At 50.2% G+C, this 11,974-nt stretch carries 12 protein-coding genes; 9 read left to right on the top strand and 3 right to left on the bottom strand.

What is annotated here, in order from left to right; translation table 11 throughout:
- Positions 1-10: 10 nt before the first annotated feature.
- Positions 11-478, bottom strand: a complete 468-nt coding sequence (locus B157_RS0115690) for a Uma2 family endonuclease (RefSeq protein ID WP_020604252.1) — start codon at positions 476-478, stop codon at positions 11-13.
- Positions 479-585: 107 nt separating this feature from the next.
- Here B157_RS0115690 and B157_RS0115685 point away from each other — a divergent pair, with 107 nt between their 5' ends.
- From B157_RS0115685 to B157_RS0115645, 9 genes are all read left to right on the top strand, one after another.
- A complete protein-coding gene (locus B157_RS0115685) occupies positions 586-828 on the top strand; it encodes a hypothetical protein (RefSeq protein ID WP_020604251.1) in 243 nt (80 codons plus the stop codon).
- Positions 828-1,172: a type II toxin-antitoxin system PemK/MazF family toxin gene (locus B157_RS35475; protein ID WP_020604250.1), complete on the top strand. Its 345-nt coding sequence runs from the start codon at positions 828-830 to the stop codon at positions 1,170-1,172. The genes B157_RS0115685 and B157_RS35475 overlap by 1 nt, the downstream gene beginning before the upstream one ends.
- A gap of 11 nt (positions 1,173-1,183) precedes the next feature.
- Positions 1,184-1,966 (top strand): SDR family NAD(P)-dependent oxidoreductase, encoded by a 783-nt coding sequence (locus B157_RS0115675; protein ID WP_020604249.1) that lies wholly within the window; start codon positions 1,184-1,186, stop codon positions 1,964-1,966.
- A gap of 13 nt (positions 1,967-1,979) precedes the next feature.
- Entirely contained in the window at positions 1,980-2,486 is a 507-nt protein-coding gene (locus B157_RS0115670; protein ID WP_020604248.1) for a GNAT family N-acetyltransferase, read from the top strand.
- A gap of 54 nt (positions 2,487-2,540) precedes the next feature.
- On the top strand, positions 2,541-2,909 hold the full coding sequence (locus tag B157_RS0115665; RefSeq protein ID WP_245565093.1) for a nuclear transport factor 2 family protein: 369 nt from the start codon (positions 2,541-2,543) through the stop codon (positions 2,907-2,909).
- Positions 2,910-2,962: 53 nt separating this feature from the next.
- Positions 2,963-3,991, top strand: a complete 1,029-nt coding sequence (locus B157_RS0115660; protein WP_026308729.1) for a hypothetical protein — start codon at positions 2,963-2,965, stop codon at positions 3,989-3,991.
- 180 nt (positions 3,992-4,171) lie between these two features.
- Entirely contained in the window at positions 4,172-4,543 is a 372-nt protein-coding gene (locus B157_RS0115655) for a BlaI/MecI/CopY family transcriptional regulator (RefSeq protein ID WP_020604245.1), read from the top strand.
- Entirely contained in the window at positions 4,540-6,519 is a 1,980-nt protein-coding gene (locus tag B157_RS0115650; protein WP_020604244.1) for a M56 family metallopeptidase, read from the top strand. The genes B157_RS0115655 and B157_RS0115650 overlap by 4 nt, the downstream gene beginning before the upstream one ends.
- On the top strand, positions 6,516-7,991 hold the full coding sequence (locus B157_RS0115645) for a M56 family metallopeptidase (RefSeq protein ID WP_020604243.1): 1,476 nt from the start codon (positions 6,516-6,518) through the stop codon (positions 7,989-7,991). The genes B157_RS0115650 and B157_RS0115645 overlap by 4 nt, the downstream gene beginning before the upstream one ends.
- Positions 7,992-8,164: 173 nt before the next feature.
- Here B157_RS0115645 and B157_RS0115640 read toward each other — a convergent pair whose 3' ends face one another.
- Together B157_RS0115640 and B157_RS35470 are read right to left on the bottom strand one after the other, a co-directional pair.
- Positions 8,165-11,449: a M4 family metallopeptidase gene (locus B157_RS0115640; RefSeq protein WP_020604242.1), complete on the bottom strand. Its 3,285-nt coding sequence runs from the start codon at positions 11,447-11,449 to the stop codon at positions 8,165-8,167.
- A 50-nt stretch (positions 11,450-11,499) separates the two neighbouring features.
- The gene (locus tag B157_RS35470) at positions 11,500-11,958 is read right to left on the bottom strand and encodes a hypothetical protein (protein ID WP_020604241.1); all 459 of its coding nucleotides are present in this window, start codon (positions 11,956-11,958) and stop codon (positions 11,500-11,502) included.
- Positions 11,959-11,974 lie beyond the last annotated feature (16 nt).

Below are 11,974 nucleotides of genomic sequence, written 5' to 3'. Positions count from 1 at the left end.
TCCGGCCTTTTTATTTAAACAAATACCCTAGATCCAGTTCCATCCCCGTAACGGGGTCAGTCATCAATCCGCTCGACCAGGTTTGGGTAGAACTATCGGGTAGTAGCGCCTGTAAAATACGAAGGGTTGGTATGATAATCCATACGACCTGTACGCCAGCCGGAAAGTACAGATTTAACGCTTTGTCGGTCAAGTCAGTGACCGCTTGTTTAGGCGATAGTACCTCTATCGCAATAATTGGTGGCTGGTTGAAATACATGATATCGTTGAACCAATCGACAGGCAGGTTTTTATAGACGGCTACGTCCGGCTTGCACTTTCCTGTCGATAATTCAAGTTCTAACTCCGGAAAAACATCATAATTATCATCATACCGGCTGAGCGCAACGCTTACCCGATTGATAATACGTGAGTGATTCAGCGACATGACATCTTCCGATTGGTATTCTTCGATGAAGTCGAATTGGTTCGTTTCCACAGAGAACTGAGTTTTTATCAAAGATAATCAATACAACAATCATAGCCGCCGGTTGGCGTTCAGCAGTCTATTTCGTTTCTTGCAGACTCAATTAATATTCCAAGCACATGCTACGTGTAAAAGCCATTTACGACGGTAAAAGTATAAAACTATTACAGCCAGTGAATGTGAAGGCTCCTCAAGAGGTCATCATTACCTTTTTACAGGATAAACCGGATGCTTCCACGAAGGCGGACGATGTGCGTGGTGCCAATATACAGCAGCTTGTTGAGCAAAGTAAGGCATTTGCTTTTCTTGCTGAGGAGGAGGAAGACGTATATACCGATGCTGATTCAAAAGTTACGTATTGATGGACCGGGGAACAATTGTGCTGACCAAATTTCCTTTTACGGACACTAAGTTCTACAAAAAGACGACCTGCTATCGTATTGTCAGGGAACAATCCTGCCGATTCCGATGTATCGTTGCTTTCATCTCATCAGTCACTCCTGCTTTACCCGGTACGGCCGATTATGTCCTGAAAACGTCTCACAATGATTTTAATGACACGGGGCTGAGTAAAGCGTCGGTTTTTAAAATGGACAAATTGGCTACTCTCGATAAATCTATCTTTACCAGCGAGTTAGGGCAAGTGTCCGACACGATTTACGCCGAACTTAAAAACCGTTTACGGCTTACATTAGACCTTTACTAATTTCAGATTCAATGTGGTTAGATAATAAAAAGATTGTTGTCATAGGTGGTACAACGGGTATGGGCCTGTCGGCCGCGCTGGCGTTCGTACGGGAAGGCGCTCATGTTGTGGTGGTCGGACGCAATTCCGAAAGTTGTGCAACAGCCGAAAATCAGTTAGAAGGTAACGGCCTGGCCATGTCGGGTGATGCGTCCGATCCGCAAACGGCTCCCAAAGCCATTGCGCTTTGTCAGCAGATTTTCGGTGGTTTTGACGGACTATTTCACGTAGCGGGCGGTAGTGGCCGACGGTATGGCGATGGCCCTCTGCATGATATTACGCTCGATGGCTGGAACTACACGGTTAACCTGAACCTGACATCGCTCATGCTATCCAATCAGGCGGCTGTACGGGCTTTCCGGGCGCAGGGCGGGGGTGGCACCATTCTGAACATGGGATCGGTGCTGGGGTCGAGCCCCTCCCCCACGTACTTCGCCACGCACGCGTATGCCGCCATGAAATCAGGCGTAATCGGCTTTACAAAATCAGTGGCAGCTTATTACGCCAACGAAAACATCCGCGTCAATGTACTGGCGCCTGCCCTGGTTGAAACACCCATGGCACAGCGAGCTACGCAGGATGATACGATCATGGCTTTTACTAAAACCAAGCAGCCCCTCGATGGCGGACGCATTGGTCACGCCAACGATCTGGATGGAGCCGCCGTTTATTTCATGTCCGATCAATCGGCCTTTACCACCGGGCAGGTGCTCACAGTCGACGGTGGCTGGAGCGTGAGCGAGGGGCAATTATGAACAGGATTACTCCATGCTTGAGACCCCACGCCTAACCCTAATTCCGCTTACCCTGGATCACCTTCGACTATACATAGCCGACAACTACAGGCTGGAACAGGCGATAGGCATAAAGAAAGGGTACAGAACGCCCGTTGAACCAACCCGGAGTATCGTTACCCATTTTACGATACCCCGCTTGCAGGACCCTACGCTGGACCCACTTTATCATACCATGTGGCTGGCTATTGACCGGGAGAAACAGCAATTTGTGGCTGAAGCAAAATTCAAAGGTGAACCCGACGAAACGGGTTCGATTGAGATTGGCTACGGTACCTATCCTACCCTCCGCCGGCAAGGGTACATGACCGAAATGGTGGGCGCACTGGTTAGCTGGGCGAATCAGCAACCCCATGTAGAGCGAATCGTAGCCGATACGGAAGCCCAGAATATAGCGTCTCAAAAAGTGCTGGAAAAAAATGGCTTTAGTCTGTTCGGCCGGGTAGAAGATATACTGTGGTGGGAATACATTATGGAGTAGATAAAACACATCAGGCAACTTTTTTCGATGCACAACGCATCGTTTCCCCGAATAATGGAATCCTTAATTCGCCAATACATTGCCGCTTATAACGCCATGAATGTTGCTGACATGGTGGCCCTGTTGCACGATGTAATCGTGTTTGAAAATGTATCGAATACGAACGAAATTACCACAACGAGTGGCAAAGCCGCTTTCGAGGCTCTGGCACGGCAGTCGATAGGTTTGTTCAGAATCAGGCAACAAACTATTCGCTCACTGACACTGAGCGACCGAACAGCCGCCGTTGAAATTGACTACAACTCGATTCTGGCCGTTGACTTACCTGCCGGAGCAAAAGCCGGGGAAGTTCTATCATTACGGGGCGTAACCGTTTTCGCCTTCAGCGATGGCAAAATTGCCCGTATCAGCGATTATAGCTGATGAGCCAATGCCTGAATTTTGATTCGTATATAGTGCTTTAACTAACTACTGATTTGCAACCCGTTCCTATCAAAACTACCGTTGTCGGCTCGATGCCATTTCCGGGCTGGCTTGAATTCTCCAGCCAGAATCTTTCGCAGTTCGGCCCGGCTGATATCAATGAAATGATTGACGATGCCGTGATTGCTTCCGTTCACGACCAGGTAGCAGCTGGTCTGGATGTTATTACCGATGGCGAGCAAACCCGGTTTGATTTCAACCTTTCCTTTTACGGGTATATCAACGGTATTCAGAACAACGAATCTGAACTACGGCGGTTTGGCCCACCTGCGCACGACCAGCGGGGTAAGCACAACATTGTTGAGCCTCTAACTGCGCCGGGCGGATTGGGCGTAGTGGAGGAATATCTGCGGCTCAAACGACTGGCTCCCGAAGGGCAGGGCTTGAAAGTCTCTATTCCCGGTCCGTACACGCTGAGTGGCCGTTTGTTGCCGGGTAGTTTATATAAAGACCGTTGGGAGGTAACAGAAGCGCTGCTACCGCTGGTCAGTAAGGAAATTGCTACCCTGGTTGAATTGGGCGTACCCGAAATCTGCGTCGATGAGCCCTCCATGTCGTGCTATGCCTACCGGGAAGACACCAAACGATTTGTCGATATTTTCAACCGGACGGTGGCACCGGGTGTGGGCAAAACCCGATTATCCATGCACCTGTGCTTCGGGAACTACAAAGGCCGCTCGGTTGGTAAAAAGACAATTGCGCCTATGCTCCCCGATTTTCTGGACATGACCGTCGATGAACTGCACTCGGAAATGACCATCCTGAACTTCTCCGAAGTGCATCTGCTGGAACGCTTTGCCGAGAAGTTCGATGTTGCGGTGGGTGTCATCGACGTAAAAAGCTACTACATCGAAACGCCCGAGGATGTGGCCGAACGCATCCGTAAATGCCTGCCCCACGTACCGGCCGAAAAACTAGCCGTTGCCCCCGACTGTGGCCTGAGCCAAACCGCCCGCTGGGCCGCCAAACAGAAACTCACCAACCTGGTGGCTGGGGCAAAAATCGTTCGGGGCGAGTTGTAAAATTACCTCGTTGTCATCCCTTCTGTCCTTGTCATTTTAACGCCCGTGCCGAGAAATGACAAGGACAATGTACTTTTTACCCTCGTCAAAAAAATTTCAACAAATTAACTAATAGATTAGTTGTAAAACTAAATCATTAGTCATACCTTTCACTGACCATCTTACACAACCGAGAAGACTATGCCGATACGTGAACTGACCAAAGCAGAAGAAGAAATAATGCGGGTGCTGTGGCAACTCAAAAAAGGATTCGTCAAAGACGTACTTGCCGAGTTACCTCTTCCAAAACCCGCTTACAATACCGTTTCCACCATTATCCGAATTCTGGAGAAAAAGGAACTGGTTGGCTACACTGCGTACGGTAAAACGCACGAGTATTTTCCGCTCATTACGGAAGAAGAATACCGCCGTTTCCAGACCGAGCAACTGATGGCCAACTACTTCGACAATTCCCTCAAAAAGCTGGTGTCTTTTTTCGTGCAGGACAAAAACATCAGCCTGAAAGAAGCCGACGAAATCATCAATCTCCTAAACAAACAGAAAGACCAATGAATGCACTCGACTACCTGCTGAAAGCCAATCTGTACGGCCTGCTGTTTGTAAGCTGCTATTGGCTGTTCCTTCGTCGGCATACCTTCTTCAGTCTCAACCGGGCATACCTCCTCTTGTCGGTGGTACTATCGCTGGGATTACCGTTCGCTGTCCTGCCCACAAAAACGGTCGAAACATTGCCTCAGTTATCATTACCAACGACCTTCGTTACATTGCCCGAAACAATGGCTATGTCTCCCACTACCCAGACGTTACCTACCAACTCTGGTATGGACTGGGAGCAAATGGGCCTGATAATATACGGATTGATAGCCCTATTTATACTGGTTCGGCTAGTCATTCGGATTAGTCGGTTGCTTTGGTTAATTCGGCAATCACCCCGGCAGGTGGAAGACGAGTTTGTGCGGGTGCAACCTGATGACCCAGCTGTAGCAACCTTCTCTTTTTTCCGGTTCCTAATACTCAATCCGTCCGATACGGATAACCCGCTTATTCTACGGCACGAACTGGTTCATATTCGGCAGTGGCACAGTGCCGATGTGATCGGCATGGCCATCCTGCGAGCCATTTTCTGGGCTTTTCCCACGCTCTGGCTCACCGACCGGCTACTGCGGCAGGTTCACGAGTTCCTGGCCGACAAACAAATCCATCAACCCAGCGCTTACGCCCGCTTCCTGGTCGAATACAGTTTCGGCCTGCAAACCAACTCACTGACCAACGGCTTCTTCACCCCCTCCCTGCTCAAACTCCGCATTCAGATGCTCCACCAACGGGCCACGGCTCGCTGGGCACTGGGCAAGTATGTACTGGTATTACCGCTGGTATTCGGACTACTGGCCATGACCACCGCACGGGAGCAAATTACGGCGGTAGTAAAACAGGCAACCGATGATACGATTAGCGTATCTGGCCAGGTGAAAAGTGCGGTGGATGGGAAGCCGTTGCCGGGTGTAACAGTTATTGTTAAAAAGCCAATGCAGTTTACCAGCACTGGTTCAGATGGTCGATATAAACTATTGAATGTACCGAAAGACGCTACATTAGAGTTCAGTTTTGTTGGATTTATCAAACAAAGCGTACCCATTAACGGCCATACGACTATACACGTGCGAATGGCCGTTGCTACAACGGGATTAGAGCCAGTAGTGGTGGTAGCTAACGGCCCAAAGCCGGAACAAGAAAAACCCATTATCTCAACCACACCGACCAGCAAGACCAGTAGTAACGGTGAAGTTTTTACGGTGGTTGAGCAACAACCTGAATTTCCGGGGGGGATGAAAGCTCTGAGTCAATACCTTATTCATAACATCCGCTACCCGACAGAAGCCCAAAAGAATAAAGTAGAGGGACGGGTTTATGTACGGTTCGTCGTTTCTAATACGGGTGAAATCCAGGAATTACGCATTTTGAAAGGTATTGGTTTTGGCTGCGATGAAGAAGCGGTGCGCGTGGTGAGCCAAATGCCGAAGTGGAATCCCGGTAAGCAAAACGGTAAACCTGTATCTGTACAATACAATCTGCCCATTCAGTTCGAACTGGAAAAGAAAGAAGACAAGCGCACCGGCATGAATCAGAATCCACCTATTCGTTTTCAGGCAGGTGATTCAGTCCACGCTAACGTTGAAACAGGCCAAATCGACCTATACGATGCCGGTTCTGCAAAGCCTTCATCTTTTTTTATCAATCCTATGAAGAATACCAGCGATGGCGACACAGATAGTCCTAATAGGTATGCTATGCCACTCCCCGATTCACTTAACCGTTCTGGCACTTCGGTCCGAATCAGGGGGAATGCGCTCAACGGTGGCAAACCGCTTTACATCATTAACGGCGTTGAAGCTCCTAATAATGACATTAGTACGCTCAGCCCGAATAACATCCAGTCGATTGATGTCCTGAAAAACGCATCGGCAGCGGCTGCGTACGGTCCTAAAGCGCAAAATGGTGTTGTAATTATAACCACGAAGAAGAAATGACAACGCTCTCTTACCTCCTGACCGCAAGCCTGTACCTGCTGCTATTTTACGGTTGCTATGCGTTACTCCTCCGCCGAAATACGTTTTTCGGGCTGAATCGGGCGTATCTATTGGCTTCGGTGTTGCTATCGCTCACATTACCATTGATTGAGTTGCCGGGTGGAGCGGCCAACTCCTTGCCCGTTGGTACAATTACGTTACCCTCTTTTTCGGTGGGAAATTCACAGCCAGCGCAGGCTGATGGGTTGAGCATTATCCAGTGGGTTTGGCTACTCTATGGAGGGGGCGTGGTGCTCATGCTTATCCGGCTGGGTATGCAGTTAAGGGCGGTGTTCCAATTGATCAGGCGGGGCGATACCGAGCGCATGGATGCTTTTACCCTCATCCAATTACCGGACAACACCACTCCGTCATTCTCCTTCGGCCGGTATCTAGTGCTGAATCAAACCGATAGCCTGACCAAACCTGATGCCCTGATACGCCACGAAGCCGCCCACATTCGTCAGATGCATACGGCGGATGTAATTTTTCTGGAAGTGATACAGGCTTTTTTCTGGTTCAATCCGGCGCTTTGGCTCTACAAACGCGCTTTACAGGAAGTCCACGAATTCCTGGCCGACCGGGCCGCTGTTCATCAAACCACTGATACCGAAGAAACGATTAGCTGCGCCAATACGCAACCGACGTATGCCCGTCAATTGGTCGCCTACGCGCTCGATGTACCGTTGACGGCTCTAACGACCCCTTTTGTCTCAAAATCAACCCTCAAACAACGTATCGTTATGCTACAAAAACCACCAACCCCTCGCCGGGCGTTGCTCGGCTACGCGCTGGCCCTACCGCTGGCCGCCCTGCTGGTCATGTGTACCCAACCCGACCAGACTATAATTGAATCTGCCGTAGCAACAAAGCAAAATGCAGCCCGAACACCGGCAAACGTAGAGGGTGAGATTTTTACCGTTGTGGAGCAGCAACCCGAATTTAAAGGCGGGATGGCCAAACTAGGGCAGTATTTGCAGAGTAGCCTGAAATACCCGGCAGCGGCTCAAAAAGCCAACGTTCAGGGACGAGTTTTTGTCAATTTTATCGTGGATAAAACAGGCGAGGTGAGCGATGTGAAAATTCTAAAAGGCCTTGGCTTTGGCATTGATGAAGAAGCTATCCGAGTGGTGCAGAATATGCCCCGCTGGAAACCAGCTATGCAAAGTGGAAGAGTAGTAAACGTACGCTTCAACCTGCCAATCAATTTTGAACTAGATGATAATGATCAGCCAAATGCGAAGACAAGACTCGCTCCTCCACCTCCCCCACCAGTTCCGGCCAATGATGCCTCTGCGCTGAAGGATGTGAAGAACTTTATGATCAACGGGAAAGTAGTAACGAAAGAAGACGTCACTGCGCTTTCACCTAACAAAATTGCTCGCGTAGACGTCAACAAAGCATCAGGTACGATAGCAATCACCACAAAATAGAAATTGTGTCACTTCCTTCTCCTGTCCTGCCAACAAAAGAGACTAGGAGAAGGAAGTGAAGTTAGCACCACCCAACCCGAATGGACTGAGCAGTCAACCTCGGTATTGGTTGATCAGGGAAAGCTCATGACGGAGAATAACCCGTTCGGGCTGATTAAAATTCAAGGTCAAACTTACTCCTTAATTACTTTCTTATTCACGGTGCCATCCGGCGTTTGGATTTGCAGGAAGTACAGGCCCTTTGGCAAATGCCCAACCTCTATCGTAGCGGTATGCTGTCGGATGCGGAGGGCGGACTGGGCTACGGTACTACCGGTCAATGTTTTAATTGATAGTTGTTCGATAGTTTGCGATCCGGGCAAATCGACCGTTAGCGTACTGCCAGCGGGGTTCGGATAGATAGACAACGCATCGGCCCAGTACGGCTCAATGCCCGTAACGGTGAGTACGTTGAAGGAACGCTCAACGGGGGTAGCAGCCGCAAACTGGTCGTTGCCCGTCTGAATTGCCTGCACCGTCACCAAACCGACGCCGGTGAATTTCAGCGTCGAACCGGTCAAATTCGCCGGACCACTTTTCACCAGAAAACTAACGGGCAGGCTGGATGAGCAGGTGGCATTTAACGTCAGGTCACCCTGGTTGCTATACCGGTCGGCAATGGCGTTAAACGTAATGGTTTGCGTCGCTTTCTGAACAATGGTACGCGTACCCTGCGTGTACCAGACCGGCCATTTAGCCCCGGTGTATAATACGGTGGCTTTACCACTAAAGGTAATTTTATCGGCCCCCATGTCGACTCCCGACACGTCTTCGCTTTTTCCATTTTTCGTACTGAACACCAGTTTATTATCTAGCCGGGAGTAGCTTGGGAAACCCAGCGTATTGTTGTCGTAGGCATTGCCTTTGCCGGTGCTCAGGTCAATAGCCACAACCTGATAGGTGCTATTCGTTTCGTCCACATAATCGAAAGCGATGATGTCGGGCGAGTTTTTGGAGAATGACGGGTTACCAATACTTTCGCCCTCTTCCAGCGAAGAAAATATCTTTTCGATGTTTCCCTTCGTAAAGTCCCCGGCCGTGTTACTCCATACGTTAATGAAGCCCACGTCCCAGTAATCAATAGCCTTACCCGAATTGTTTTTGAGGGCGTTGTACGCATCGTAAACAATGTTTTCGCCCGCAAAATCCCACTCAAAGGAGTCGGCATACTGCACATCACCGGTTTGAACACCCTCCGTATAGGTAGGATTGTACAGTTTAAACTGCGCCCATTTTTTCTTCGCGTAGCTATACACGTACACCACCCCGTCGCGGTCGGCGGTGAGGGCGGCCAGTTTAGTGCCATCCTTCGAGATGGCCACGTTGTCCCAGATAGTCTCGGCAGAGATGATGGTTTCGGCAGGGGTTCCGGTCAGGTTCACCGCCCGGATTTTTTTATCAGTCGTCACGTAGTACGCAAACTTTCCATCATCCGTCACGCTGGGTCGATGCACCAGCCCCAGAGACGATTTTGGGTCGAACTTAGCCGGAGAGACACCTACTACGGTCGAATAAAGTTTGGCATCAATGGCATCGGCCAGTAAGAGCAAATCCTGGCCCGACGCTACCGGCACATCAGGTTGCTTGCCGGGGGTACTCTGCGTTCCTTCGGTAATACCCACCGCATCGAAGGCATTTTTGGCGGCTGTCACTTCTGCCCCCGTTGCTCCGTATAAATCACCGGTAGCTTTGATGATGGCCAGGCGCAAATCCAGAAACTGGGATGTACGCACGAGGTAAGTCGTCAGGGCACGGTAATACACTTTTTCGGCCTTGTCCTTCCCGACTACCGTGGCAAATTTATAAAAGGCAAAGTTTGGAATCCCGCTGTTGATGTGTACGCCCCCATTATCGCTGGAGGTGTTGTCATACTGACTCATGGTGGCAGGCTGGTAGCCATTTGGGTCCCTGCTTTTACCACCCTGGTTGGGGTTGGATAAATCCCGCAGCGCACCAGACGGCAGGATGGAGGGAGTAGCTACGGCTTCACCAATGGTCCAGTTGGCCCGGTCTATCATGGCCCCAAACACATCGGCAAAGGACTCATTGATGGCTCCCGACTGACTTTTGTACTGCAAATTGGCGGTGTTCTGAATAACCCCGTGCGTCATCTCATGACCGGCCACATCCAGGCCACCTGCCAGCGGTTTCAGGAGTTTACCATTGCCATAGGCCATTATCTTCCCATTCCAGTACGCATTATCCATGGGTTTACCATCGTCATCGGCCACGTTAACGACGGATACGATGGTTTCGCCAGTTCCGCTCAGGGCGTTCCGTTTAAAGGTATTCTGGTAATAATCGTAGGCAATACCCGCGTTGTAATGCGCAGAAACGGCGGTAGGTGTCCAGTCGGCATTGTTGCCGGACGTAATCTGGTATAGTTTCTGATTGTCCCCAAAGGTATTTTTTGCGTCTATCGTCCAGAGTACCCCTACCGGGTCGTCCGGCATTTTAGACCGGGTTGCGTTAAACATCGGGCGCGATGCATCGATCAGAAAATAGCCAGTGCCGGGTTGCTGATAGGTTTGAAAGGTGCGCGTCACGCCGTTCAAATCCCGGCCCGATGCGGTAATTGGCCCCAGAAAGGAGCAGGTATGGTTGTATTTATCCAGCACCTCACCCGTTTGGGCATCAATCACGTATTCCCAGCGTTCGAGCATATTAGGTCGAACCGTAAGCGCATAGGCAAGTTTTGCACCACCATTAGCCGTTGGGAACAGGCACAACTCCCCTTCCGACGAATTCATTTTCAGGATATTATCCCCAAACGACCGCACCTTCGATGTTTTTCGAACATCGTTAAGTGCCTGTGCCGAAGCGTCGGCAATGGCCAGTTTGGGCGTTATTGAAAGACCAGCGACTATGGGTTGGTAGCGTCCGTTCAGCAGTGTTATTTCCCCATCCGTGAGGTGGGCAACCAGTTCTGAATTCAGTACGGGTACGCCCCGGTACGTTTGCGCCAGCCGAACGTGCATCTGCCCCAGGTCGTCTGTTTCGGTGCGCGAAACGGTGAAGTTCTCTTCCGGCTTATCTAACTGGAGTAAATTACCCACCTGCCCAATAAACTGAAAGGCAGCGGATGCAGCCGCCGTTGCAGAAAGGCGCGCTCCCGATTTATTCGCCTGATTGGCATCAGTGGCAGCGCTCCGTTTTCGCTCGATAAATACGGGTAACCCGGTGCTGGAATCCCGGACTACCCTCAGGCGTAGCGGTTCCAGAGCCCGCTGTCCGGCACTGGCTCCCAGCAATGGCTGACGAGCGACTCTGTCTTTCAACAGCGGGACAACGACCGCGTTTAACCGTTCGGCCAGCCCCGGCGATGGAGAAGTTGTTTTGAGTTTACGGCCAAAACCCGCATTGTGTTGCTGCGCCCATACGCTCGTGACAGTCAGGAGTAGTAAAAAAAATGATTTCATCAGGGTAAGTTTTTAGGTAATCTGTCAACTCAACAAGTCAAATCTGTAGTCTAATCCAGCGTCTTAAACGCGGGAAGCGTTGCCATGAACGAGGTATATAACCGGGGGTAGCTGGCCGGTACCGTTTCACCAATATCTCCCCAGGTTACCTTGTAACTCTCTTCTCCTTTTTTCCACTGGGCAAACTTGTAGGTGTTGCCAGGGTGGTCAAAGTTTGTGGTCTTGATGGCACAGTCTTGTTCCGCCGTTTTAAACACCTGCTTTGTATTGGCTCTGGTTTGTCGGCCAATAAACGTGAATACAGTATCGCGGCTGCTCCGACTAAAAATCTTTCCATTTGCCAGCAGATAGTATGTAGTAGAGAAACCCGTGATTCCTCCTCCATTACCCAGCATAAGCTGGCTGCCTTTATAATTGGCAGGGGTCGCATTCCGGCTACACGATGTCTGGGTCCAAATAAAACCTATCATCAGGGTAAGCGATAGGGCGGTGAGGAGACGTTGTTTCATAAAGCAATTGGCGACA

Origin of the sequence: Spirosoma spitsbergense DSM 19989, assembly GCF_000374085.1 — a bacterium.
Taxonomy (GTDB): domain Bacteria; phylum Bacteroidota; class Bacteroidia; order Cytophagales; family Spirosomataceae; genus Spirosoma; species Spirosoma spitsbergense.
This window is presented reverse-complemented; position numbering and strand designations above follow the sequence as displayed.

Excerpts from the sequence above, each read along its gene's own strand:
- B157_RS0115685 (WP_020604251.1), top strand. The coding sequence starts at position 586 with ATGCTACGTGTAAAAGCCATTTACGACGGTAAAAGTATAAAACTATTA.
- B157_RS35475 (WP_020604250.1), top strand. The coding sequence starts at position 828 with ATGGACCGGGGAACAATTGTGCTGACCAAATTTCCTTTTACGGACACT.
- B157_RS0115675 (WP_020604249.1), top strand. The coding sequence starts at position 1,184 with ATGTGGTTAGATAATAAAAAGATTGTTGTCATAGGTGGTACAACGGGT.
- B157_RS0115670 (WP_020604248.1), top strand. The coding sequence starts at position 1,980 with ATGCTTGAGACCCCACGCCTAACCCTAATTCCGCTTACCCTGGATCAC.
- B157_RS0115665 (WP_245565093.1), top strand. The coding sequence starts at position 2,541 with ATGGAATCCTTAATTCGCCAATACATTGCCGCTTATAACGCCATGAAT.
- B157_RS0115655 (WP_020604245.1), top strand. The coding sequence starts at position 4,172 with ATGCCGATACGTGAACTGACCAAAGCAGAAGAAGAAATAATGCGGGTG.
- B157_RS0115650 (WP_020604244.1), top strand. The coding sequence starts at position 4,540 with ATGAATGCACTCGACTACCTGCTGAAAGCCAATCTGTACGGCCTGCTG.
- B157_RS0115645 (WP_020604243.1), top strand. The coding sequence starts at position 6,516 with ATGACAACGCTCTCTTACCTCCTGACCGCAAGCCTGTACCTGCTGCTA.
- B157_RS0115640 (WP_020604242.1), bottom strand. The coding sequence starts at position 11,449 with ATGAAATCATTTTTTTTACTACTCCTGACTGTCACGAGCGTATGGGCG.
- B157_RS35470 (WP_020604241.1), bottom strand. The coding sequence starts at position 11,958 with ATGAAACAACGTCTCCTCACCGCCCTATCGCTTACCCTGATGATAGGT.